Here is a 24,197-nt window from a genome sequence, read left to right as displayed (position 1 = left end):
CGATGACAGCGCTGCTCAGCTTTCCCAACCCGGTGAACGAGAAAGCGGCCCGGGTGGTCGCCGCCGGCGTTGTGGTGCTGTGCCTGCTGGCCCTGCTTCCCGGCCTGACCTGGCTGGCACTGCCGATCGCGGTCGGCTTCGCGCTGCGGGTGGCCTCCGGCCCCCGATACAGCCCGTTGGGGCTGCTGGCGACCCGGCTGGTCGCGCCGAAGCTGGGAGCGCCGAAGCTGGTGCCCGGACCGCCGAAGCGGTTCGCCCAAGCCATCGGCGCCACCCTCAGCACGGCCGCCGCGCTCGCGCACCTCGGCTTCGGCGCTACCGGGTCGGCCCGGGTGCTGCTGGCCGCGATCGCGCTCGCCGCGCTGCTGGAGTCGGTGTTCGCGCTCTGCCTGGGCTGCGTGGTGTTCGGCCAACTGATGCGCGCCGGTGTCATCCCTGCCGAGGTCTGCCAGGCCTGTGGCGACGTCGGCCTGCGTTACGGCCAGAATGGTTAGGTGACCTCCGCCTCGCCGGTACCCGGAGCCGACCTCGGACCCGAGCCGATCCCTGCCGCCGGTTCAGGCACGACTGCCCAATCGAGCGCCTCGGCTGCCGATACGGGCACGTCGGCTGCCGGTACGGGCACGTCGGCTGCCGGGACGGGCCCGGCCAGGCGCGTGGACCGGCTGGGCCTCGAGGTGCTGCTGGTGCTCGGGGTGTCGCTGGGCATCTCGGCCCTCTACTCCTGGGTCAACTTCCTCGACATCCAGACCCGGGGCGGCTTTCGCGGCGCCACCGCCACGCTCAACCCGGCCGAGAGCCCGCGAGCCTGGGTCGACCTGTCCTATCAGCTGCTCGGGCTGCTCAACGGCATCATTCCGGCGCTGCTGGCGCTGCTGCTGCTGAGCCGGGTGCCGGGCCTGGCCGGCTTCGGGATCGGCCTGGACCGGCTGCGGCTCCCCCGCGAAACCTTGCAGGGTCTGGGAATCGCCGCGCTGATCGGGCTACCCGGCCTGGGGTTGCTGATCCTGGCCCGGCACTTCGGGCTCAACGCCGAGCTGCAAGCCTCCGGCCTGGCCGAGATCTGGTACCGCTACCCGGTGCTGATCCTGGAGGCCATCAAGAACGGCGTGCTCGAAGAGATCGTGATCGTCGGCTACCTGCTCACCCGGCTGCGGGCGATGAACTGGACGGCCGGCTGGGCAATCCTGGTCAGCGCCCTCATCCGGGCCAGCTACCACACCTATCAGGGCCTCGGCGGCTTCGTCGGCAACCTGATCATGGGGCTGCTGTTCGGCTGGTGGTTCACCCGGACCAAGCGGGTGCTGCCGCTGGTCATCGCGCACAGCGTGATCGACATCGTGAGCTTCGTCGGTTACGCCGCGCTGCACGACCGGCTCAGCTGGCTCTGAGGCTCAACTGGCTCTGAGGCTCGGCTGGCTGAGATCCCGGGCGGCTCTGGCAGACACGGCGCGCGACTGGCCTGAATCGCACGACCGGCGGCGAAGGCCTGTGACAGGGTCGGGACATGATGTCGAAACCCGAGATCCGGAACGTCCAGCAGGACGAGATCACCCCGTGGTTGCGAGCCATGCGCACCACCCTGCTGGTCAACCCCGCTGCTGGCGGTGGCCAGTCGCTGCCCTGGTGGCAGCAGGTGTGGAATCCGGAGCGGACGTTCGGCGGCTACGTCGAAGGTCGCTGCGTGGCCACCCTGCGGACGTTTCCCACCACCATGACGATCCCGTCCGGGACTGCCGAGCACGCCGAGCTGCCGATCGACGCGCTCACCCAGGTGACGGTCGCCGGCACCCACCGGCGCCAGGGGCTGCTCACCGGGATGCTGACCCGGTCGCTGCAGGACGCCAAGGACCGGGGCGAGGTGGCCAGCCTGCTCAAGGCCGCCGAATGGCAGATCTACGGCCGGTTCGGGTACTGGCCGGCCGTGATGGGCGCCAACTACCGGATCCTGTCGGTGCGCCGGCCGCAGATCCGGCCGCCCGAGACCGCCCACCAGCTGATCGGCATCGAACTGGACCAGCTGCCCGGGCCCGCCAGTGACGTCCACCGCCGGGCGCGGCGGCGGCGCGCCGGCCAGATCGACCGGGCCGCCGTCGACTGGCAGCGCCGGCTGGGCCTGAACGGCCTGCGTCCACCAGGCGCTCACGAGCCGGTGTGCGTGGTGGCCCGCAACGCCGAAGGCAGGGTGGACGGCTACGCCATGTGGCGGGCCAATGACGGCGACTGGTTCCTGCACCCGGAGGACCAGGCGCAGGCCACCGTCGACGAGGTGCTGGCCGCCACCGACGACGCCTACCGGGCGTTGTGGCACTACCTGCTCAACCTCGACCTGGTCCGGGTGCTGCAGCTGAACGGCTACGCCGTGGACGAGCCGCTGGAGTGGCTGCTCTCCGACGGCCGGGCCGCGCAGCGCACCTGGGTCGGCGACAACGAGTGGCTGCGGCTGCTGGACGTCCCGGCGGCGCTGTCGGCACGCCGCTACGCCAGCACCGATCGGCTGGTGCTGGAGGTGGTGGACCGTGACGGCGGCTGGGCGGCCGGCCGGTTCACCCTGGACGGCGGCCCGACGCACGCCGAGTGCCGGGCCACCCCGGCGGCCACCGCGGACCTGCGGCTGTCACAGCGGGCGCTGGCCGGCATCTACCTCGGCGGCGTCACGGTGGCCGCCCAGCAGTTGGCCGGCCTGGTCGACGAGGAGACGCCCGGGGCGGCCGCCCGGTTGGAGTCGATGTTCTGGACCGCGCAGCAGCCCTGGAACGCCACCCCGTTCTGAGTCAGCCGGTCACGAAGTCGATCAGCTCCTCGACCGAGCGCAGCAACGGCACCTCGACGTCAGCGAAGCTGTTCACCGAGGCCAGCACCCGCCGCCACATCTCGCGGGTGTCCGAGACCCCCAGCGCGGCGGCGATGCCGTCCTTCCACTCGACCTCGCGGCCGACCACCGGCCAGGCCTTGATGCCGAGCGCGGTGGGCTTGACCGCCTGCCAGATGTCGACGTAGGGGTGGCCGTTGATCAGCACGTGCGGTGAGGTGACGCCGGCGGCGATCCGGGTCTCCTTCGAGCCGGGCACCAGGTGGTCCACCAGCACCCCGAGCCGCCGGCCGGGGCCCGGCTGGAACTGCCGGACCTGCTCGGCCAGGTCGTCGATGCCGCCCAGCGGCTGCACCACGATCCCCTCGATCCGCAGGTCCTCACCCCAGATCCGCTCTACCAGGGCCGCGTCGTGCACCCCCTCGACCCAGATCCGGCTGGCCTTGGCCACCTGCGCCCTGACCCCGGCCACGGCGACCGAACCGGACGCGGTGCGACCCGGCCGGGCCGGGCCGGTCGCTGCCGGCGTCGGCCGGACCAGCGTCACCAGCTCGCCCTCGAGCAGGAAGCTGGCCGGCAGCATCGGAAACTCCCGGCGCCGGTCGGAGCGGTCGGCCAGGGTGACGGTGTCGCGTTGCTCGCCGGCCACCACCGTCCGGCCCAGCGCGACCACCGCGCCGCAGTAGCCGTCCAGCGTCTCCACCGCCAGCTCCGGCTCGGCCGGGACCTGCCGAACAGCCTTACGTCCACGGGTGGAGCTCGAAGCCAGGACGTCGTCGGGGTACACGCCGAGCAGCTTAGGATCTGCGACGGCAGCAGCGGGGAAGCCCACGCCTGTCACCACCGTTAGGTACCGTAGGCAGCTGTGTCCAACGAACGCCGATGTGCCCAGCTCGCCGCCTGGGGCTCTGCCTGGCTGGCCGGAGTCGCAGCGTTCGACGACGTCCTCGACGCTGTCACCGGCTCCGGCCGCCATGTCGGCGGCCCGGGCTTCGGGCCCGGCCCGAACCCGGTCGGCGCGGCGCTGGCCGAGTGGAAGCGGGCCGGCACGTCGGTCCTGACGCTGGCCCTGCCGGTGCCTGGTGACGTCCGCGGGCTGGCCGGCCCGGCGCCGTTCCGGACCACCGCGCTGGCGGCCGGTGAGGCGGTCTACGGCAGGGACTTCGGGCTCACCGTGCTGGCGGGCCGCGACACCCCCAGCAGCGCCGGCCGCGAGCTGATCTGGCACCGGGCCGAGGTCAGCGAGCTGCCGCCGGACCCGGTCAGCATGGCCGACGCCGAGCACGAGCTGACCGAGTCGATCCGCGAGACGGCCTCGCTGTTCGCCCGCCGCGGTGTCACCAGCTGGCTGACCGACATCGCACCGGCGCTCTCGGACGCCAGGCGGGCCGGTGAGCGGCTGCACCTGCCGTCCAGCCACCCGCCCCGGGCGGTCCGGCTGATCGCCCAGGCCGAGCGGCTGTCTGCGGTGCTGGTCGTGGTGGACTCCGACGACACCGCCCAGCTCACCGCCACGGCCATGGCCGAGCGTGACCTGGCGCTGGCCCCGTTGCGGCTGACGGTCCGCCGGGCGCTGCTGGCCGGCTACAACGCGGCGGCCGAGGTCTCAGCCGGCCCCTGAGCCACGCCGGGCCGGCGCCGGGCAGCAGCCGGCGGGGCAGTTCTGCCCGCACAGCCCCAGCTCGCCCAGGTAGGCCGGCGAGCGGCCGGTCAGTTGCTCCTCCACCAGGTCGGTCAGCCCTGCCACGAACGCCGGGTCGGTGCCGGCCGTGCTGGCCCGGACGAACTCCAGTCCCAGCTCGTCGGCGGTGCCCCGGGCCTCGTTGTCCAGATCCCAGAGCACCTCGAGGTGGTCGGAGACGAAGCCGGTGGGCGCCACCACCACGGCCCGCACCCCCGCGGCCGCCAGCACCCGCAGCTGGTCGTTGACGTCCGGCTCCAGCCACGGCACCTGCGGCGGCCCGGATCGGGACTGCCACACCAGATCGAAGGCGGCGCCGGGCCCGCGGACCGCCTCGGCCACCAGCCGGGCGGTCTCGCGGTGCTGGGCCAGGTAGAGCCCGCCCTCGGGCCCGGCGCTGTCGTTCATCGACACCGGGATCGAATGCGCGGTGAACACCAGCCGGGCGACCTCGCGTGCCTGCGGTGGCAGCGCTGCCAGCGCGGCGCGGACGGCCGCGGCGTTGGCGGCGATGAAACCTGGATGGTCGAAGTAGTGCCGCAGCTTGGTGAACCGGGCAGCGCCGCCGTCCGGCGGGAGGCCGGCCCGCTCAGGCCCGGCCAGCGCGCGCTCAGCCAGCTCAGGCCCGGTCAGCTCAGCGGCGGCGCGCGCCAGGTCCTCGCGGTACTGCCGGCAACCGGAGTACGAGCCGGTGGCGCTGGTGGCCAGCACCAGCGCGTGCCGGCGGCCATCGGCTGCCAGCTGCCGGACGGTGTCAGCGAGGAAGGGGCGCCAGTTGCGGTTGCCGAAGTACAGCGGCAGGTCGATGCCGCGGCGGCCGAACTCCGCGCCCAGCGCCGCCAGCAGCGCCTGGTTCTGCGCCGTGATGGGCGAGACGCCGCCGAAGTGCTGGTAGTGCTCGGCGACCGCTGCCAACCGCTCGTCGGGCACCCCGCGCCCCGCGGTCACGTTGCGCAGGAACGGCATCACCTCATCGGGCCCCTGCGGGCCGCCGAAGGACAGCAGCAGGAACGAGTCGACGGGTGCTTCGGTCACCCTTAGCAAGCTAGTCGGTGCCGGCTCAGACGCCCATCGCGTGAAAACCGCCGTCGACGTGGATCATCTCGCCGGTGGTGGCGGGGAACCAGTCCGACAGCAGGGCAGCGCAGCTCATCGCGACCGGGGTGGCGTCCTCGATGTCCCAACCCAGCGGGGCCCGTCCCTCCCAGGCCTGCTCGAACTCGACGAAGCCGGGGATGCTCTTGGCCGCCATCGTGCGCACCGGGCCGGCCGCCACCAGGTTGACCCTGATCCGGCGCGGGCCCAGCTCGCGGGCCAGGTAGCGCGAGGTGGACTCCAGGGCGGCCTTGGCCACCCCCATCCAGTTGTAGGCGGGCCAGGCTACCGTGGCGTCGAAATCCATTCCGACGATCGAGCCGCCGGACGGGCCGAACAGCGGCAGCGCCGCCACCGCCAGGGACTTGAAGCTGTAGGCCGACACCTCGAACGCGGTGGCCACGTCGGCGAACGGGGCGTCCAGGAAACCCTCGCCGAGGCAGGACTGCGGGGCGAAGCCGATGGAGTGCAGCACCCCGTCCAGGCCGTCGACGTGCTCGCGGACCCGGTCGGCCAGGGCCGCCAGGTCATCGGGCGAGGTGACGTCGAGCTCCACCACCGGCGCCGGCTTGGGCAGCCGGCGGGCCACCCGCTCGACCAGGGACAACCTGCCGAAGCCGGTCAGCACCACGTCGGCGCCCTGCTCCTGCGCCACCTTGGCGACCGCGAAGCCGATCGAGGACTCGGTGATGACGCCGGTGATCAGCAGCCGCTTGCCGTCCAGAAGTCCCATGTCAGTCACTCTCTCCTCAGGTGGTGATGAGCCGATCGCGCTCAGAAGCCCATGCCCAGGCCGCCGTCGACCGGCAGGACCACTCCGTTGACGTAGCCGGCCGCCTCGGAGGCCAAGAACTGGACCACGTCGGCGACCTCGGTCACCGACCCGTACCGGCGCAGCGGCACGCTGGCCAGCACCTCGCTCTTGCGGGCCTCGGTCATCGCCGCTGTCATATCGGTCTCGATGAAGCCCGGCGCCACCACGTTGGCGGTGATGTTGCGGCTGCCCAGCTCGCGGGCGATCGAGCGCGCCAGCCCGATCAGGCCGGCCTTGCTGGCGGCGTAGTTGGCCTGCCCGGGCGCGCCGGTCAGCGCCACCACCGAGGAGATGAACACCATCCGGCCGCCCTTGGCCTTGACCATGTGGGCGGTGGCCCGCTTGGCCACCCGGTAGGCGCCGGTCAGGTTGGCGTCGAGCACCCGGCTGAAGGAGTCCTCGCTCATCCGCATCAACAGCTTGTCGTCGGTGATGCCGGCGTTGGCCACCAGCACCTGGACCGGGCCGTACTCGGCCTCGACCTCGCTGAAGGCGGCATCCACCGACGCCTCGTCGGTCACGTCGCAGCGCACTCCGAACAGCCCGTCCGGGGCGCCGCTGCCACGGTGGGTCACCGCGACCTTGTCACCCGCCTCGCTGAACGCCCGGGCTATCGCCAGGCCGATTCCGCGGTTACCACCAGTCACCAGCACAGATCGACTCACTCGGCTCACGCTAGCCGATGGCTCAGCCGATCCGGCTCAGGGTCCGGGCATCCGCGACGCAGCGTCAGCTGAGCCGGCCCGACCAGAGCAGCGAGCTGGCGCCGGCGGCCATCGCCAGCAGCAGGCCGGCCAGCATGAACCGCCAGCTGATGTCGCGCTGGGCGGTGGTGTAGCCGATCTGGGAGCCGATGTCCTCATAGACCGTTCTGAGCTCCTCCACCGAGGCCGCGGTGTGGAACGAGCCGCCGGTCGCCTGGGCCAGGCCACGCAGGGTGACCTTGTCCGAGGGCACCGCCTGGACGGTGCCCTGCACCTCGACCGTTCCGCTGTCCGTTCCGAAGGCGATGGTCGACACCGGCGTGCTGGCCTTCTTGGCCACGTCAGCAGCCTCGGACACCTTGCGCCCGACGGTGTTGTAGCCATCGCTGAGCAGCACGATCCGCCCGGGCGCCGGCTCCTCGTTGGTCACGGTGCTCGACCGGCTGAAGGTGGTGAGCGCGTCCAGGCTGGCGAAGACGCCCTCGCCGATCGCGGTGTACTGCTCCAGCTGCAGGCCGGCGATCGCGCGCTTGACGACCTCGCGGTCCAGGGTCGGCGGCACGACCACGCTGCCGGACCGGCCGAACTTGACCAGTCCGAGGTTGATCCGGGTGGGCAGCAGGTCGGCGAACTCCTGGGCGGCCTGCTGGGCGGCTTCCAGACGGCTGGGCAGCACGTCGGTGGCCTGCATCGACAGCGAGACGTCGATGGCCAGCATCACGGTGGCCTTCTCCTGCGGCACCCGGACCGAGGCGGTCGGGCCGGCCACCCCCAGCGACAGCACCGTCAGCGACAGCAGCAGCAGGGCGAAGGTCAGGTGCCGGCGCCAGCCCGGCCGGCGGGGCACCACGCTGGCCAGCAGCTCGGTGTTGCTGAACCGGGCCACGAACTTGCGGCGGCGCAGCTGCACCAGCAGGTAGGCCAGCGCCACAGCGGCGACGCCCAGCAGGATCAGCAGCCAGTACGGCGACCTGAAATGCATCAGTGCACCCCGATCATTCCGGCGCGCGAGGGTGGTCGTACGGCCACTCCCCGGCGACGGGTGACGACGAATTTGACGATGTCGGACAGCCAGTCGGAGTCGGTGCGCAGCCGCAGCTGGTCAGCGCCGGCCCGGCGCAGCATCGAGGCGATCTGCTCGCGCTGCTCGCTGGCGGCCCGGGCGTAGCGCAGCCGCAGCTCGGCGTCGGAGGTCTGCACCTCCAGTTGCTCGCCGGTCTCGGGATCGACGAAGGTCACCAGGCCGGCGGCGGGCAGCTCCAGCTCGTGCGGATCCAGCACCTCGATGCCGAGCAGCTCGTGGCGGTCGCCCAGGCCGCGCAACGGCCGCTCCCAGTCCTGGTCGCCCAGGAAGTCCGAGATCACCACCACCATGCCGCGCCGGCGCGGCGGCCGCCGGACCTGTTCCAGCGCCCTGGCCAGGTCGCCGCGCCGGCCCTCGGTCGCGCGCGGGGTGCCGGCCAGCTTGCGCATCACGTAGCGGGCGTGGTTGGAGCCGGCCACCGCCGGGATCCGGTAGGTCTGCTCGCCCGTGGTGATGATCGCGCCGATCCGGTTGCCGGCCTTGGCGGTCAGGTGGGTGATGGCGGTGGCGGCGGCGAAGACCAGCTCGCGCTTCTCCATGTTCACGGTGCCGAAGTCCAGGCTCGGCGACAGGTCCACCACCAGCCACGTCTCCAGCTCACGGTCGGCGACCGTCTGGCGGACGTGCGGGGTCATCGTCCGGGCAGTGACCGGCCAGTCCATCCGCCGGACGTCATCGCCGGGGTAGTACTGGCGCGACTCCCCCGGCTCGCTTCCCGGGCCGGGCACCAGGCCGAGGTAGCTGCCCAGCAGCAGGCCGTCGAGCTTGTTGCGCACCGCGTACTCGAGCCGGCGCAGCACAGCCTCGGTCTGGCCGGGTGCCCCCGGCTGGCCGGACGGCACCGCCTTGCCGGACGGCACCGCCTTGCCGGACGACACCGGCTGGCCGGGGACCGCGGAGCGGCCCGGGTCGGCGGCTGGGGCACCGTGCCTGCTCACGCCGGCGGCGCCCAGTTTCCGGACTGCCGGGGCTGGCCGGCCTGCTGGTTCGGGTACTGGTTGGTCGGCTGTCCGGCGGGCATGGCGTGCGCCCCGTTGGGGTAACCGGCGGTGCTGGCGTTCGGGGCGGCGGTGGTGGCGGCCGGGATGAACCCGCTGGCGGCCCGCTGCCGGGGCGCCACCTGCGGCAGCGGCACCGTCTGCAGCACCCGGGACACCGCCTGCGCGGCGGAGACCCCGTCGGCGATCGCGTCGTAGGACAGCACCATCCGATGCGGCAGGACGTCGATCGCCAGGTCCAGGACGTCCTGGGGCAGGACGTAGTCACGCCCGCGCAGCAGCGCCAGCGCCCGGCCGGCCGCGATCAGCCCCAGGCTGGCCCGCGGGCTGGCGCCGTAGGCGACCCAGCCGGCCACGTCGGCCATGCCGAATTCGGCAGGTTGCCGGGTGGCGATCACCAGCCGGACCACGTAGTCGACCACGGCGTGGTGCACGAAGACCCGGCCGGCGCGGCGCTGCAGCTCGATCAGCTCGTCGGTGCTGATCACCGCCTGCGCGACCGGTGGCTCGACCCCCATCCGGTAGACGATCTCGCGCTCCTCGGCCGCTGACGGGTAGTCCACCGAGATCTTCATCAGGAAGCGGTCGCGCTGGGCCTCGGGCAGCGGGTAGACGCCCTCGCTCTCGATCGGGTTCTGGGTGGCCAGCACCAGGAACGGCTCGGGCAGCGGGTAGCGCTTGCCGCCCAGGGACACCTGGCGCTCGGCCATCACCTCGAGCAGCGCCGACTGCACCTTGGCCGGCGCCCGGTTGATCTCGTCGGCGAGCACGAAGTTGGCGAACACCGGTCCGAGTTCGGTGTCGAACTTCTCGGCGCCCGGGCGGTAGATCCGGGTTCCGACGATGTCGGAGGGCACCAGGTCCGGGGTGAACTGCAGCCGCGCGAAGGTCCCGCTGACGGTGCGGGCCAGGGTCTCCACGGCCAGCGTCTTGGCCACCCCGGGCACGCCTTCGAGCAGGCAGTGCCCGCGGGCCAGCAGGCTGACCATCAACCGCTCGACCATCCGCTCCTGGCCGACGATCACCCGCTTGACCTCGAACATCGCCCGTTCGAGCGCGCTGGCGTCGGCGGCCGGGGTGGGTGTCACAACCCGCTCGGTCATGTGTCTCCTCGCACTGGTCTTTCGTCCTTGCGCCCACCGGCACGTCGATGTGCCGGTGACTGTCGCCCGCAACGGTAACCGAGCATCCTGTGCGGTCTCAGCCGCCGATCGCCGACATCGGCCGCTCCGGCTGGCGGAACCCCGGAGCGTTGATGCCGTGACCGGCGGGCTTGGCGCGCACCGCCACCCGGATCAGCTCGGCCAGCTCGGCGTCAGTGGCGCCCTGCCGCAGCGCCGAGCGCAGGTCGGTCTCCTGGTGCCCGAACAGGCAGGTGCGCAACTGGCCGTCGGCGGTGAGCCGCAACCGGTCGCAGTCGCGGCAGAACGGCCGGCTGACCGAGGCGATGATGCCGACCCGGTGCCCGCCCGGCGCCGCTACCCAGCCCGCCCGGTCCGGGCCGTCCAGCACCTCGAACTCCTCGGCCGGGGCGTGACCGCGATGGGCCACCGGCCGCAGCTCGAAGTCTCGTCCGAGCACCTCGAGCACCTCGTCGGCGGTCACCATGCCTTCCATCGTCCACAGGTGCTCGGCGTCCAGCGGCATGTGCTCGATGAAGCGCAGCTGGTAACCGGCCCCCAGCGCCCAGGCCAGCAGCCGCGGCGCCTCGGCCAGGTTCTGCTCGCGCATCAGCACCGCGTTGACCTTGACCGGACTGAGGCCGGCGGCCTGGGCAGCCGCCAGCCCTGCCAGCACGTCGGCCAGCCGGTCGCGCCGGGTGAGGCTGTGGAACCTCTCCCGGTCCAGGGTGTCGAGTGAGACGTTGACCCGGTTCAGGCCCGACCGGGCCAGCTCCTCTGCCTTGTCGGCCAGCGCGATGGCGTTGGTGGTCAGCGACAGCTCGGGCCTGGGCCGCAGCTGGGCCAGCCGGCTGATCAGCCCGGCGACGCCGGCCCGGACCAGCGGCTCGCCACCGGTCAGCCGGATCGTCCGCACGCCCAGGCCGAGGAACACCGTCGCCAGCCGGAGGATCTCGTCATCGGAGAGCACCGCCGTGGCCGGCAGCCAGGCCAGTCCCTCGGCGGGCATGCAGTACGTGCAGCGCAGCGAGCACTTGTCGGTGAGGGAGATGCGCAGGTCTTCGGCCCGCCGCCCGAACGTGTCGAGCAGCACCCCGTCGGACGGGGTCGACTCGGTCGCCGGACTCATCGGTTCAGCCTAGACGGTGCCGGGCCGGTGCGGTCAGGTCAGCGGCCGGGTGGCCCCGAGATAGGTGGCCCCCATCTGGTCCCACGGCGCCACCCGCACCACGTCGCCGGAGCGCGGAGCGTGCACGACATTGCCGCCGCCGATGTAGAGCGCGACGTGGTGGATGTCGCCGATGCCGCCCTCGGACCAGAACAGCAGGTCGCCGGGCAGGAACTGACCGGGCTGCGGGTGAACCGAGCCGGCGTAGTACTGCGAGGCCGCGAAGTGGTCCATGTACAGACCCTGGGGCGACCAGGCGTACATCATCAGGCCGGAGCAGTCGAAGCCGAGCACCTTGCTGTCGTTGGCTCCGGCGGTGCCCGGCGAGTTGACGCCATAGGTCGGACCGTTGTAGCCGCCGCCGGCCCAGGAGTAGGGGACGCCCAGCTGGCTGAGCGCGCGGTTGGCCGCGGCCTGGCCCTTGCTGGCCGTCCAGCTGCCCGTCGAGGCGGCCGGTGGTGGCGGCGGTGGCGGCGGGGGCGGTGGTGGCGGGGAGCTGCCGCCGTTGTTGTTGTTCCCGCCGTTGTTGTTGTTCCCGCCGTTGTTGTTGTTGCCGCCAGAGTTCCCGCCGTTGTTCTGCTGCTCCCGCTCCTGCCGCTCTCGGCGTTCCCGCTCGGCGCGCTGCTGGCGTTCCTGCTCCTGGCGGGCCTGCTGCTGGCGTTCCTGCTCCTGGCGGGCCTGCGCGGCAGCGGCCGCCGCGGCAGCCCGGGCCCGGGCCAGCGCCGCCTGCCGGGCTCGCTCGGCGGCGATCCGGGCCTGTTCCTGCTGGTAGGCAACGAACTTGGCCCGCTGGCCGTTGAGCTCCGCGAGCTGGGTCTGGGCGGCGAGCAGTTGCCGCTGGTAGCCGGCTTCGCTGGTCCGCAGCTGGGAGGCCTGGGCCTTCTGGTTGGCGTAGGCCTGCTGGGCGGCCCGCTGGGCGGCTTCGGCGGCGACGGTCAGCTGCTGCTGCAGGGTGACCAGCGACTTGGCCTTGGCCTCGGCGTTGGACTTGGCCACGGTGGCCCGGTCCAGGCCGCTCATGACGTCCAGGTGCCGGGACGAGACGTAGTTGCGGTAGTCCCCGCCCTGCAGCAGGGCGCTGGGGTCCTTGGCGCTGAGCAGGCCCGCCGTCGAGGAGCCCACGGTGGCTGAGACGTAGCTGTCGTGCACGTACGCGGTCAGCTTGGCCCGGGCGGTGTCGACGCCCTTCTGTGCGGTGCTCACCGCGACCTGCGCCTGGGCGGCCTCGACCTTGGCCTTGTTGAGCTTGAAGATCGCGAAGGCGAATTTCTGCTCGGCCAGCGCGAGCTTGGCGTCCAGGGAGCGCAGCGCGGCCTGGGCCTGCACGATCTGGCCGGACAGCACCCCCACGGTGTGGGCCAGGGACGCCTTGGCCGAGCGGGCGGCCGCGAGCTGGGCGTCGGAGGGGTTGGGCGGGCGGGGCGCGGCCTGCACCGCGCCGGGGGCGCACAGCAGCGACCCGGTCACCGCGGCGACGCACAGCACGGCGCGCAGCTGGGCTTTACTGAACACAGTCAACCCCTCTGTTTGCCAGTGCTGTCGGACACACTGCCAGTTGAACAACATAAGCGCCAGTGGTCACGCCAGTCACATAGGTCCCACCACTGGGCATACCCGTCCCCTGTGAAGGGGCGGCAGACCAGAGCGGGTCCACCCAGCCAGTTCCTATCGACCTACCGATGGCAGGCCTTAGCCGGCGGTGCGGAAGAATGGCGGGAAGGACCGGATCGAGGGAGAACATCGTGCCTGCGCCTCACCCGAACAGCTTCGACGCCAAGGACCGGCTCCAGGTCGGCGGCACTGACTACACCTACTTCAGGCTCGACAAGGTGCCCGGTTCGGACCAGCTGCCGTACAGCCTGAAGGTGCTGCTGGAGAACCTGCTGCGCACCGAGGACGGCCTCAACGTCACCGCCGACCAGGTCCGGGCGGTGGCGCAATGGAACCCGGACGCCGAGCCCGACACCGAGATCCAGTTCAGCCCGGCCCGGGTGGTGATGCAGGACTTCACCGGCGTTCCGGCGGTGGTCGACCTGGCCACCATGCGCGAGGCGGTCGCCGAACTGGGCGGTGACCCGGCCCGGATCAACCCGCTGGCCCCCGCTGAGCTGGTCATCGACCACTCGGTGATCGCGGACCTGTTCGGCGGCCCGGACGCCTTCGCCGGCAACGTCGACCTGGAGTACGAGCGCAACTTCGAGCGCTACCAGTTCCTGCGCTGGGGCCAGAGCGCCTTCGACGAGTTCAAGGTGGTGCCGCCGGGCACCGGGATCGTGCACCAGGTGAACATCGAGCACCTGGCCCGCGTGGTGTTCGGCCGCACGGTCACGACAGCCGACGGTGAGCTACTAATGGCTTATCCGGACACCGTGGTGGGCACCGACTCGCACACCACCATGATCAACGGGCTCGGCATCGTCGGCTGGGGCGTCGGCGGCATCGAGGCCGAGGCGGCGATGCTCGGCCAGCCGGTGTCGATGCTGATCCCCCGGGTGGTCGGCTTCAAGCTGACCGGCGAGTTGCCCGAGGCCACCACCGCCACCGACCTGGTGCTGACCATCACCGAGATGCTGCGCCGGCACGGCGTGGTCGGCAAGTTCGTGGAGTTCTACGGCACCGGGGTGCCGGCGGTCCCGCTGGCCAACCGGGCCACCATCGGCAACATGAGTCCGGAGTACGGCTCCACCATCGCGGTCTTCCCGATCGACGACGAGACGCTGAAGTACCTCGAGCTGACCGGACGCAGCCCGGAGCAGCTGGCGCTGGTGCAGGCCTATGCCAAGGCCCAGGGCCTGTGGCACGACCCCAGCCAGGAGGCGCGGTACTCGGAGTACCTCGAACTCGACCTGGGCACCGTGGTGCCCTCGATCGCCGGGCCCAAGCGCCCGCAGGACCGGGTGTCGCTGACCGAGTCCAAGTCGGCGTTCCGGACCGCGCTCAGCGCCTACGTCGATGACCCGATCGACCCGGTCGCCGCCAGCAGCGCCACCGGGCAGGACGAGGCGTCGATGGAGTCCTTCCCGGCCAGTGACCCGCCCAGCCAGGCCGAGGGCGACAGCGAGGCGGCTCCCGGTGAGCTGATCCCGGCCACCGCCGGCGTCAGCGGCCGCCCCAGCTCCCCCACCCGGGTGCGGCTGGCCGACGGCGCCGAGTTCGACCTCGACCACGGCGCGGTGACGATCGCGGCCATCACCTCCTGCACCAACACCTCCAACCCCTCGGTGATGGTGGGCGCGGCGCTGCTGGCCAAGAAGGCGGTCGAGCGCGGCCTGACCCGCAAGCCGTGGGTCAAGACCACCCTGGCGCCCGGCTCGAAGGTGGTCAGCGACTACTACGACCGCTCCGGCCTGACCCCGTACCTGGACAAGCTCGGGTTCAACCTGGTCGGTTACGGCTGCACCACCTGCATCGGCAACTCCGGCCCGCTGATCCCCGAGGTGAGCGCCGCGGTGAACTCCGCCGACCTGGCCGTCACCGCGGTGCTGTCGGGCAACCGCAACTTCGAGGGCCGGATCAACCCCGACATCAAGATGAACTACCTGGCCTCGCCGCCGCTGGTGGTGGCCTACGCGCTGGCCGGGACGATGGACATCGACCTGTACAACGAGCCGCTGGGCACCGACTCGGACGGCGCCGAGGTCTACTTGCGCGACATCTGGCCCAGCACCGCCGAGGTCGACGAGGTGGTCAGCAGCTCGATCGCCCGCGAGATGTTCGTGACCGACTACGCCGACGTCTTCGCCGGTGACGAGCGCTGGCAGTCGCTGCCCACCCCGCAGGGTCAGACCTTCACCTGGGACCCCGAGTCCACCTACGTCCGCAAGCCCCCGTACTTCGACGGCATGCGGCGCGAGCCGTCGCCGGTCACCGACATCGACGGCGCCCGGGTGCTGGTCAAGGTCGGCGACTCGGTGACCACCGACCACATCAGCCCGGCCGGCTCGATCCGGGCGGACTCACCGGCCGGGCGTTACCTGGCCGAGCACGGCGTCCAACGGCAGGACTTCAACTCCTACGGCTCGCGGCGCGGCAACCACGAGGTGATGATCCGGGGCACCTTCGCCAACATCCGGCTGCGCAACCAGATCGCGCCGGGCACCGAAGGCGGCTTCACCCGGGACTTCAGCGCTGCCGAGGACCCGGCCGAGGCGCCGGAGACCACGATCTATGACGCCTCGGTGAACTACGCCGCGGCCGGCACCCCGCTGGTGATCCTGGCCGGCAAGGAGTACGGCTCCGGCTCGTCGCGCGACTGGGCGGCCAAGGGCACCGCGCTGCTCGGCGTCCGCGCGGTGATCGCGGAGTCCTACGAGCGGATCCACCGGTCCAACCTGATCGGGATGGGCGTGCTGCCGTTGCAGTACCCGGCCGGCGAGAACGCCGAGTCGCTGGGGTTGACCGGCCAGGAAGTCATCTCGGTCAGCGGGGTCACCGCGCTGAACGAGGGCCAGGTGCCGCGCGAGGTCACTGTCCGGGCCGGCGACCAGAGCTTCACCGCCACCTTGCGGATCGACACCCCCGGCGAGGCCGAGTACTACCGGCACGGCGGGATCATGCAGTACGTGCTGCGCTCGCTGCTGGACTGACAGCAGCGGCGCGGCTGGGGCCGCTGGGTAACAACTCGATGTCGAAGTCTTTGCCCGCACGTTGCGGTGGGGATATGTTCCCGACGACAACATTTTCGGTGGTCGACGGGTCCGCTGCACAGCCGCGTCGTCGATCCCGCATCGCGAAAGGCGGAATTGCCCATGCGCACAAGCGCAATCGGTCTGGTAGTCGTCGGGGCAGCGCTCTCGCTCGCGCTGAGCGGGTGCTCCTCGGACGACACCAATGACAACTCCGCCCCCGCGGGCGACAACACGAACTCCAGCGCCGGCACGACTCCCAGCTCGAGCGCGAGCGCCGGAACCAGCCCCAGCGCGTCCGGCTCCAGCTCGGGCGCGGCGGGCGCGACCGTCGACGGCAAGGGCGCCAAGGTCGGCATCATCCTTCCCGACACCCAGTCCTCCAACCGCTGGGTGGCGGCTGACCCCGAGGCGCTGAAGGCCAACTGCGAGCGGGTCAACCTCGAATGCGACATCCAGAACGCCGGCGGGTCCGCCGCCAAGCAGAAGACCATCGCCCAGCAGATGGCAGCCGGCGGCGTCAAGGTGCTGATGCTGGTCAACCTCGATGCGGCATCGGGCGCCACCATCCTGCAGGAGGCCAAGCAGAACGGCGTCATCACCATCGACTACGACCGGCTCACCCCCGGCGGCGGCGCGGCGCTGTACGTGTCCTTCGACAACACCAAGGTCGGCGAGCTGCAGGGCAAGGCGCTGACCGAGTGCCCGCAGGTCAAGGGCAAGCCCGCCGTCAAGTACGTCGACATCGACGGCGCGCCGACCGACAACAACGCCACCCTGTTCGCCCAGGGCTATGACAGCGTGCTGGGCAAGACCCCCGGCTGGACCCGGGTCGGCAAGCAGACCGGCAACTGGGACGCCACCACCGCCGGTCGGGTGTTCAACTCCTTCATCCAGAAGAACCCCGACCTCGGCGCGGTGATGGTCGCCAACGACACCATGGCCGGCGCCGTGATCACCAACCTGACCAACCTGCGCCTCAACGGCAAGGTCGCGGTCTCGGGCCAGGACGCCTCTCCGGCAGGCCTGCAGCAGATCCTGGCGGGCAACCAGTGCTTCACCATCTACAAGCCGTCCACCGGTGAGGCCGGCCCGGCGGTCGAGGCGGCGGCCAAGCTGGCCAACGGCGAGATCCCGCAGACCACCCAGACGATCAAGGACCCGAAGACCGGCCAGGATGTGCCGGCCATCCTGGCCGAGCCGGTCGTGATCACCAAGGAGAACGTCGCCCTTCCGATCAACGACGGCTACACCGCCAAGGACCAGGTGTGCACGGGCCGCTACGCCGCCCTGTGCACCGCGGCGGGCGTCAAGTAGGTCCGTGACGGGCGGCCGGCAGCAAACCTGCCGGCCGCCCGCTCCGGCCCGCGGCCGTGCTGTTCGACCGCGGCGCCGGCTTCACCCGTCGAATGCCTCCCAAGGTCGGATGCGAAAGGACTTGAGACCCTTGACCGCTCAGCTCGACCCGCCGCTGTTGCAGCTACGCAATGTGAACAAGAGCTTCGGCCCGGTGCAGGTGCTGCACGACGTCAGCTTCGAAGCCCGGGCCGGTGAGGTGGTGTCGCTGATCGGTGACAACGGCGCCGGCAAGTCGACGCTGGTCAAGTGCATCGGCGGGACGTACACCGTCGACTCCGGCGAGTACCTGTTCGAGGGCGCGCCCGTCCAGGTGCGCTCGCCCCGCGACTCGGCCGCGCTGGGCATCGAGATCGTCTACCAGGACCTGGCGCTGTGCGAGAACCTCGACATCGTCCAGAACATGTTCCTGGGCCGCGAGCGCAGGCGGCGCCTCACCCTGGATGAGAACTCGATGGAGAAGGCGGCCGCCGAGACGCTGGCCTCGCTGTCGGTGCGCACGGTCAAGTCGGTGCGCCAGCGGGTGTCGAGCCTGTCCGGCGGCCAGCGCCAGACGGTGGCCATCGCCAAGTCGGTGCTGTGGAACTCCAAGGTCGTCATCCTCGACGAGCCGACCGCCGCGCTCGGGGTGGCCCAGACCGCCCAGGTGCTCGAGCTGGTGCGCCGGCTGGCCGACCGCGGCCTGGCGGTCGTGCTGATCTCGCACAACATGCTCGACGTGCTGCAGGTCTCGGACCGGATCGCCGCGCTCTACCTCGGCCAGCTGGTCGCCATCGTCGACCGCTCGTCGGTGAACCAGACCCAGCTCGTCGAGCTGATCACCACCGGACGATCCGACGGCATCACCGGCGTTCCGGCTTCCTCCGGCGCGACAGGAGCCCTGGCATGACCACCGGAACGTCCTCGGCCACCGCGGCCCCGCCCGACCCGGACGAGTCGCAGGATGCCAACAGCCTGGCCGTGCTGGCCTCGACCGCCCCGGTCGGCAACAACATCGGCGACTACACCCGCAACTACCTGTCCCGGCTGCGCGGCGGCGACATGGGCTCGTTGCCGGCCATCACCGGCCTGGTGGCGCTGATCATCCTGTTCAGCATCCTGCAGCCGTCCTTCGCCAGCCTCTACAACACCGCGGTGCTGCTCACCGAGGGCTCCGGGCCGATCGTCATCGCGATGGGCCTGGTGTTCGTGCTGCTGCTCGGCGAGATCGACCTGTCGGCCGGCTACGCCGCCGGTGTCTGCGCCGCGGTCATGGTGCGGGTGATGGTCGGCTACAACGCGCCGTGGCCGGTCTCGATCGGGCTGGCGCTGCTCACCGGCATCGTGATCGGCACCCTGATCGGGCTGCTGCGGGCCAAGCTCCGGATCCCGTCCTTCGTCGTCACGCTGGCCTTCTTCCTCGCCTTCCAGGGCGTGGCGCTCTACATCCTGAACAACGGCAAGGGCCAGCAGGGCAACGTCAGCGTGACCGACAACGTGGTCAACAGCATCAACAACGGCCAGATGCCGCTGTGGGCCGGCTGGCTGTTCGCGGTGCTCTGCGTGCTGCTCTACGCCGGCGTCAAGCTCTCGGGCAGCCGCAGCCGCCGCCGGGCCGGGCTGTCCGCCGAGCCGACCTCGGTGCTGGGCCTGAAGATCGCCGGCCTGGCGGTGCTGGTGTTCGGCATGGTCTACGTGCTCAACCAGAACCGGGCGATCGTCAAGACCGCCTCGATCGAGAACGTCAACGGCCGGCTGGTCCGGGTGCCGCCGCCCCGGCTGGAGGGCGTGCCGTGGGTGATCCCGCTGGTGGTGACGCTGCTGGTGATCGGGACGTTCGTGCTGACCCGGACCCGATACGGCCGGCATGTCTACGCCGTCGGCGGCAACGAGGAGGCAGCACGGCGGGCCGGCGTGCCGGTCGACCGGATCCGGATCTCGGTATTCGTGATCAGCTCCTTCATGGCCGCCATCGGTGGCATCCTGATCGCCAGCAACGTGAAGTCGGTCAGTGTCGACAACTACGGCGGCAACACCCTGCTGTTGGCGGTCGGCGCGGCGGTGATCGGCGGCACCAGCTTGTTCGGCGGCAAGGGCCGGGTCATCGACGCGATCATCGGTGGCCTGGTGGTCGAGGTGATCTACAACGGGATGGCCGACCTGGTCAGGGGCACCAACGGCTCGGCGGTGCAGTACGTCGTGACCGGCCTGGTGCTGATGCTGGCCGCGGCGATCGACGCGCTGTCGCGCAGGCGAGCCGGCGCGGCCGGGCTGGGTTGATCTGACGTGTCCGCTCCATCGACGTTCGAGAGAAGGGTGGTCCGTTGGCCGCGCAGCGGGTCGCCGTTCGACCGGAGGAGATTCGCCGGCACAATCTCAGCCGGCTGCTGCGCTCCATCCACCAGCACGGCGAGCTGACCCGCGCAGACCTGACCGCGGCGATGGGGCTCAACCGCAGCACCATCGGCGCCCTGGTCTCGGACCTGGTCGCGCTGGGGCTGGTCACCGAGTTCGTGCCGTCCGGCGGTGACCGGGCCGGCCGGCCATCGCACCTGGTGGCGCCGCGGCCGGACGGGCCCTACGTGCTGGCTGTCGATGTCGCCGTCGAACGGATCGTGACCGCGGCGGTGGGCCTGGGTGGAACCGTGCACGAGCGGCGGGACACCCCCATCGACGGCGCGGACCGGTTGCCGCGGGCGGTGGTGGGCCAGATCGTCGCCGACGCCGCCTGGCTGGCCGACCGGCTGCCCGGCTCGCAGGGCCCGGTCGGCGTCGGGGTGAGCATCCCGGGCACCGTGCGTCGCCGGGACGGCTTCGTCGAGCACGCCCCGAACCTGGACTGGCGGGCGGTGCCGTTCGCCGAACTGCTCGCCGCCCGGATGCCGAACCAGCTGGACGTGCAGGCCGGCAACGACGCCGACCTCGGGGCGGTCGCCGAGCACCAGCGGGGGGTGGCGATCGGCTATGACCACATGGTCTACCTCAACGGCAGCGTCGGCGTCGGCAGCGGCATCATCGCCGAGGGCAACCAGTTGCACGGCGTCGGCGGTTACGCCGGCGAGATCGGCCACATGACCATCAACCCGGACGGCCCGCCCTGCCACTGCGGCAGCACCGGCTGCATCGAGACCTACATCGGCGAGCACGCCCTGCTGCGGGCGGCCGGCGTCACCGACCGGCACGGCCCCCAGGCGGTCGCCGCGGTGTTCGAGGCAGCGGCGACCGGCGAGGAGCGGGCGGCGGCCGCGGTGCGCACGGTCGCCCTGTGGCTTGGCCGCAGCCTGGCCAACGTCGTCAACTGCTTCAACCCGCAGGCGATCGTGGTGGGCGGCTCGCTGGCCGAGGTGGTCCGGCTGGACCGGGCGACGGTGGAGGGCGAGCTGGACCGGCGCGCGATGGCCGCAGCCCGGGCCGGCGTGCAGGTGCTGCTGCCGGGGCTGGACCAGGACTCGGCGCTGATCGGCGCCGCCGAGCTGGCGTTTCAGACCCTGCTGACCTCGCCGGACTCGCTGGTGGTTTCACTCGCCGCGACCTGATGGGGAAGACTGAGCCGATGGCTGCTTACACCGCGCGGGTGGAACGGGGCGAGCAGTTCTGGCTCGTCACGATCCCGGAGATCCAGCGCACCACCCAGGCCAGCACCCTTCGTGAGGTCGAGCCGATGGCTCGGGATCTGATTGCCGTCATGCAGCAGGTGGATCCGCAGTCGTTCGAGTTGAAGCCGGACATCGTGTTTCCCTCGGTGGCCTACGAGCACTGGACCCGAGCGGCGAAACTGCGTGAGGAATCAGCGCGTGCCCAGGCCGAGGCCGCCAAGGAGGCTCGGACGGCAGCCCTGGCACTGGCGAACCTGGGACTGACCGTCCGCGACATCGGGGCAATGCTTGGGGTGTCACACCAACGGGCCGCCCAGCTGATCGCTGGAGCAGCGCCGGACACGGCACTCGGCGCCCAGGCCACGCCAGCCCGTGCCACCACCTGAGCGCCTACCTATTCACTAGGCGCGAGCAGCACACCTCAAACCTCAACGCGAGCGGTACACATCGGCCCTTCGGGCGACCTTGACGACGTACATCGCCTTGGTGTCGGCGTCGAGCCGATAGATGATGCGGTAATCACCGCGGCGGGCAGCCCATTGTCCGGTCAACTCGCCCTGCAGGGGCTTCCCGCGACGTTTCGGATCCTCGGCGAGGCTGCCGAAAACAAAAGCTACCAATGGCTCGGCGATCCGCGGCGGGACCGCCTGCAGGCTGCGCAGCGCGGCGGCGGTGAGCACCGTCCGGTAACCCGGCGTATCGCGTGTCACCGCCGGGGCGGCAAGTTCAACGCCTGGCGAACCTGGGCTTCGTCATAGAGTCGCCCTGCGGCAATGTCTTCTTCGGCCTCGGCGAGATCTTCGTGGATTCGTGGTTGCGACAGCCAGAACAGCGTCTCCTGCATCGACTCCCACTCATCGGCTGACACCATCACCACGGCAGGTCGGCCGTTGCGCGTGATGGTGTATTGCTCGTGTTCCACCTCGGCACGCTCTGCATACTCCGACAGGTGTGCTTTTAGATCGGACAGTGACGTCGTCTGCATGTGATTCAGCATAGACCTGAATTTCGGTCTTAGATAGGACTGAATCAAGCCCGATGCTCGAACTTTCCTCCGGCCTGTGGACTAACCGAACTAGCTGACTACCTCTGCTTCTTCGACGTCCTCCACGCGTTCTTGCTTGCCGGGCGCGAACTGGGTGCGGTACAGCTCGGCGTACAGCCCACCGGCCCGCAGCAGCTCGTCATGGGTGCCGGACTCCACGATCCGCCCCTCGTCGATCACCAGCACCTGGTCGGCGGCCCGGATGGTGGACAGCCGGTGCGCGATCACCAGCGACGTCCGGCCGTGCAGCGCCACCGCCAACGCCTGCTGCACCGCGCGCTCGCTCTCGCTGTCCAGGTGGGCGGTGGCCTCGTCCAGGATCACGATCGGCGGCGCCTTGAGCAGCAGCCGGGCGATCGCGATCCGCTGCTTCTCACCGCCGGACAGCCGGTAGCCGCGGTCACCGACCACCGTCTCGAGCTGGTCGGGCAGCTCGGCGATCTTGTCGGCGATGTTGGCGGCCAGCAGCGCCTGCCACAGCTCGGCGTCACTGGCCTGCGGCCGGGCGTAGCGCAGGTTGGCCGCGATCGTGTCGTGGAACAGGTGGGCGTCCTGGCTGACCACGCCAATCACGTCGCGCAGCGACTGCTGGGTGACCGAGCGGACGTCGTGCCCGCCGACTCGCACCGCGCCCGACCGGACGTCATAGATCCGGGGAACCAGCTGGCTGATGGTGGTCTTGCCCGCGCCGGACGGCCCGACCAGGGCGACCATCTGGCCGGCCTGGGCGGTGAAGCTGACCCCGCGCAGCACGTCCTGGCTCGGCGTCTGGTCCAGCACCGCCACGTCCTCCAGCGAGGCCAGCGAGACCTCGGAGGCGGTGGGGTAGGAGAACCAGACGTCGTCGAACTCCACGGTCGCCGATTCGGGCTTGAGGTCGATCGGCTTGGCGTCCGGGGCGTCGTCGATCAGCGGGGCGAGGTCGAGCACCTCGAAGACCCGGTCGAAGCTGACCAGGGCGCTCATCACGTCGACCCGGACGTTGGACAGCGCCATCAGCGGGCCGTACAGCCGCGTCAGCAGCAGCGCCAGGGTCACCACGGTTCCGGTCGAGAGCTGCCCGGTCAGCGCGTAGTAGCCGCCCAACCCGTAGACCAGCGCCTGGGCCAGGCTCGCCACCAGGCCCAGCGCGGCGAACAGGGTGCGGCCGTACATCGCCGAGCGCACCCCGATGTCGCGCACCCGGGCGGCCCGCGCGCGGAAGGACTCCGACTCGTTCGAGCGCCTGCCGAACAGCTTGACCAGCAACGCCCCGGAGACGTTGAACCGCTCGGTCATGGTGTTGTTCATCGAGGCGTTCAGCCCGTAGGACTCCCGGGTGATGACCTGCAGCGTGCTGCCGATCCGTTTGGCGGGCAGGACGAACACCGGTAGCAGGGTCAGGGCCAGCGCGGTGATCTGCCAGGACAGCGTGAACATCACCGCCGCCGTGAACACCAGGCCGAAGATGTTGCTGACCACGCCGGACAGGGTGGAGGTGAAGGCCTGCTGGGCGCCCAGCACGTCGCCGTTGAGCCGGCTGATCAGGGCCCCGGTCTGGGTGCGGGTGAAGAAGGCCAGCGGCATCTGCTGGATGTGGTCGAAGACGCCGGTGCGCATGTCGAAGATCAGGCCCTCGCCGATCCGGGCCGAGTACCAGCGCTGCGCCAGTGACAGGCCGGCGCTGACCACCGCCAGGCCGGCGATGATCACCGCGATCCAGACCACCACCCGGACCTCGCCGCGGCTGGTGATCTCGTTGATCACCCGGCCGGCCAGCACCGGGGTGGCGACTCCGAGCAGGGCGTCGAGCACGATCATCGCCAGGAAGAACGACAACTCCTTGCGGTAGGGCTTGGCGAAGCCGATCACCCGGCGCCAGGTGCCGGCCCGTAGCGGCCGCTTGGACAGCGTCGAGTCCCGGCGCATCGAGCGCATCACGGAGTAGTTGCCGCCGCCGGGCATCATCGGGTCATCACCCGTTGATTATCAACGCCCCGGACAAGCCGCTCTCAGCCTCGCCTGCCTTATTCGCTGGCAGCGCAACCGCTCCGAGCGCCGTGCGAGGGCGCCGGGTTGCTCGTTCGAGCATGTCGCTCGACGCGTATCGCTGGTGACCGCCTGGGCGTGCCAAACCGAT

The 24,197-nt window shown here is 71.0% G+C and carries 22 protein-coding genes; 10 read left to right on the top strand and 12 right to left on the bottom strand.

Features of this window, described 5'->3' with window-relative positions; all coding sequences use genetic code 11:
• Window positions 1-2: 2 nt before the first annotated feature.
• The 3 genes from VF557_15855 (at window position 3) to VF557_15845 (ending at window position 2,773) form a co-directional block, all read left to right on the top strand.
• Window positions 3-494, top strand: coding sequence for a DUF4395 domain-containing protein (locus tag VF557_15855; GenBank protein HEX8081686.1), 492 nt, complete (start codon window positions 3-5; stop codon window positions 492-494).
• Window positions 495-1,391: a CPBP family intramembrane glutamic endopeptidase gene (locus VF557_15850; protein ID HEX8081685.1), complete on the top strand. Its 897-nt coding sequence runs from the start codon at window positions 495-497 to the stop codon at window positions 1,389-1,391.
• A gap of 116 nt (window positions 1,392-1,507) precedes the next feature.
• Window positions 1,508-2,773 carry a GNAT family N-acetyltransferase gene (locus VF557_15845; GenBank protein ID HEX8081684.1) on the top strand — a complete coding sequence of 422 codons (1,266 nt, stop codon included), beginning with the start codon at window positions 1,508-1,510 and terminating at the stop codon, window positions 2,771-2,773.
• 1 nt (window position 2,774) lies between these two features.
• Here the strand turns inward: VF557_15845 and VF557_15840 are convergent, their stop codons facing one another.
• Window positions 2,775-3,599, bottom strand: a complete 825-nt coding sequence (locus tag VF557_15840) for a DUF3097 domain-containing protein (protein ID HEX8081683.1) — start codon at window positions 3,597-3,599, stop codon at window positions 2,775-2,777.
• Window positions 3,600-3,677: 78 nt separating this feature from the next.
• Here VF557_15840 and VF557_15835 point away from each other — a divergent pair, with 78 nt between their 5' ends.
• Window positions 3,678-4,433 (top strand): hypothetical protein, encoded by a 756-nt coding sequence (locus VF557_15835; GenBank protein HEX8081682.1) that lies wholly within the window; start codon window positions 3,678-3,680, stop codon window positions 4,431-4,433.
• Here the strand turns inward: VF557_15835 and VF557_15830 are convergent.
• The 8 genes from VF557_15830 to VF557_15795 form a co-directional block, all read right to left on the bottom strand.
• Complete coding sequence (locus VF557_15830; GenBank protein ID HEX8081681.1) at window positions 4,419-5,528, bottom strand: ferrochelatase; 1,110 nt, start codon at window positions 5,526-5,528, stop codon at window positions 4,419-4,421. The genes VF557_15835 and VF557_15830 overlap by 15 nt on opposite strands.
• Window positions 5,529-5,553: 25 nt before the next feature.
• On the bottom strand, window positions 5,554-6,321 hold the full coding sequence (gene fabI / locus VF557_15825) for an enoyl-ACP reductase FabI (protein ID HEX8081680.1): 768 nt from the start codon (window positions 6,319-6,321) through the stop codon (window positions 5,554-5,556).
• A 41-nt stretch (window positions 6,322-6,362) separates the two neighbouring features.
• Window positions 6,363-7,067 carry a 3-oxoacyl-ACP reductase FabG gene (gene fabG, locus VF557_15820; GenBank protein ID HEX8081679.1) on the bottom strand — a complete coding sequence of 235 codons (705 nt, stop codon included), beginning with the start codon at window positions 7,065-7,067 and terminating at the stop codon, window positions 6,363-6,365.
• A 64-nt stretch (window positions 7,068-7,131) separates the two neighbouring features.
• Window positions 7,132-8,088 (bottom strand): VWA domain-containing protein, encoded by a 957-nt coding sequence (locus VF557_15815; protein HEX8081678.1) that lies wholly within the window; start codon window positions 8,086-8,088, stop codon window positions 7,132-7,134.
• Complete coding sequence (locus tag VF557_15810; GenBank protein ID HEX8081677.1) at window positions 8,088-9,128, bottom strand: DUF58 domain-containing protein; 1,041 nt, start codon at window positions 9,126-9,128, stop codon at window positions 8,088-8,090. The genes VF557_15815 and VF557_15810 overlap by 1 nt, the downstream gene beginning before the upstream one ends.
• Window positions 9,125-10,291 carry a MoxR family ATPase gene (locus VF557_15805; GenBank protein HEX8081676.1) on the bottom strand — a complete coding sequence of 389 codons (1,167 nt, stop codon included), beginning with the start codon at window positions 10,289-10,291 and terminating at the stop codon, window positions 9,125-9,127. Before VF557_15805 ends, VF557_15810 begins: the two co-directional genes overlap by 4 nt.
• Before the next feature lie 97 nt (window positions 10,292-10,388).
• Window positions 10,389-11,438 carry a GTP 3',8-cyclase MoaA gene (gene moaA, locus VF557_15800; GenBank protein HEX8081675.1) on the bottom strand — a complete coding sequence of 350 codons (1,050 nt, stop codon included), beginning with the start codon at window positions 11,436-11,438 and terminating at the stop codon, window positions 10,389-10,391.
• A gap of 33 nt (window positions 11,439-11,471) precedes the next feature.
• Window positions 11,472-12,989, bottom strand: coding sequence for an NlpC/P60 family protein (locus tag VF557_15795; GenBank protein ID HEX8081674.1), 1,518 nt, complete (start codon window positions 12,987-12,989; stop codon window positions 11,472-11,474).
• Between the two features lie 230 nt (window positions 12,990-13,219).
• Here VF557_15795 and VF557_15790 point away from each other — a divergent pair, with 230 nt between their 5' ends.
• The 6 genes from VF557_15790 to VF557_15765 all read left to right on the top strand — a co-directional run bounded on the left by VF557_15790 (window position 13,220) and on the right by VF557_15765 (window position 21,419).
• On the top strand, window positions 13,220-16,063 hold the full coding sequence (locus VF557_15790) for an aconitate hydratase (GenBank protein ID HEX8081673.1): 2,844 nt from the start codon (window positions 13,220-13,222) through the stop codon (window positions 16,061-16,063).
• Between the two features lie 162 nt (window positions 16,064-16,225).
• Window positions 16,226-17,419, top strand: coding sequence for a substrate-binding domain-containing protein (locus VF557_15785; protein HEX8081672.1), 1,194 nt, complete (start codon window positions 16,226-16,228; stop codon window positions 17,417-17,419).
• 130 nt (window positions 17,420-17,549) lie between these two features.
• On the top strand, window positions 17,550-18,347 hold the full coding sequence (locus tag VF557_15780) for an ATP-binding cassette domain-containing protein (GenBank protein ID HEX8081671.1): 798 nt from the start codon (window positions 17,550-17,552) through the stop codon (window positions 18,345-18,347).
• Entirely contained in the window at window positions 18,344-19,717 is a 1,374-nt protein-coding gene (locus VF557_15775; protein HEX8081670.1) for an ABC transporter permease, read from the top strand. Before VF557_15780 ends, VF557_15775 begins: the two co-directional genes overlap by 4 nt.
• A 44-nt stretch (window positions 19,718-19,761) precedes the next feature.
• Window positions 19,762-20,973: an ROK family transcriptional regulator gene (locus VF557_15770; GenBank protein ID HEX8081669.1), complete on the top strand. Its 1,212-nt coding sequence runs from the start codon at window positions 19,762-19,764 to the stop codon at window positions 20,971-20,973.
• Window positions 20,974-20,990: 17 nt separating this feature from the next.
• The gene (locus VF557_15765) at window positions 20,991-21,419 is read left to right on the top strand and encodes a hypothetical protein (GenBank protein HEX8081668.1); all 429 of its coding nucleotides are present in this window, start codon (window positions 20,991-20,993) and stop codon (window positions 21,417-21,419) included.
• A 42-nt stretch (window positions 21,420-21,461) separates the two neighbouring features.
• Here VF557_15765 and VF557_15760 read toward each other — a convergent pair whose 3' ends face one another.
• The 3 genes from VF557_15760 to VF557_15750 form a co-directional block, all read right to left on the bottom strand.
• Complete coding sequence (locus VF557_15760) at window positions 21,462-21,743, bottom strand: type II toxin-antitoxin system RelE/ParE family toxin (GenBank protein HEX8081667.1); 282 nt, start codon at window positions 21,741-21,743, stop codon at window positions 21,462-21,464.
• Window positions 21,740-22,018 carry a type II toxin-antitoxin system Phd/YefM family antitoxin gene (locus VF557_15755; GenBank protein ID HEX8081666.1) on the bottom strand — a complete coding sequence of 93 codons (279 nt, stop codon included), beginning with the start codon at window positions 22,016-22,018 and terminating at the stop codon, window positions 21,740-21,742. Before VF557_15755 ends, VF557_15760 begins: the two co-directional genes overlap by 4 nt.
• Before the next feature lie 90 nt (window positions 22,019-22,108).
• Window positions 22,109-24,025, bottom strand: coding sequence for an ABC transporter ATP-binding protein (locus VF557_15750; GenBank protein HEX8081665.1), 1,917 nt, complete (start codon window positions 24,023-24,025; stop codon window positions 22,109-22,111).
• Window positions 24,026-24,197 lie beyond the last annotated feature (172 nt).

This window comes from Jatrophihabitans sp. (assembly GCA_036389035.1).
In the GTDB taxonomy this organism is placed as follows: Bacteria; Actinomycetota; Actinomycetes; order Mycobacteriales; family Jatrophihabitantaceae; genus Jatrophihabitans_A.
This window is presented reverse-complemented; position numbering and strand designations above follow the sequence as displayed.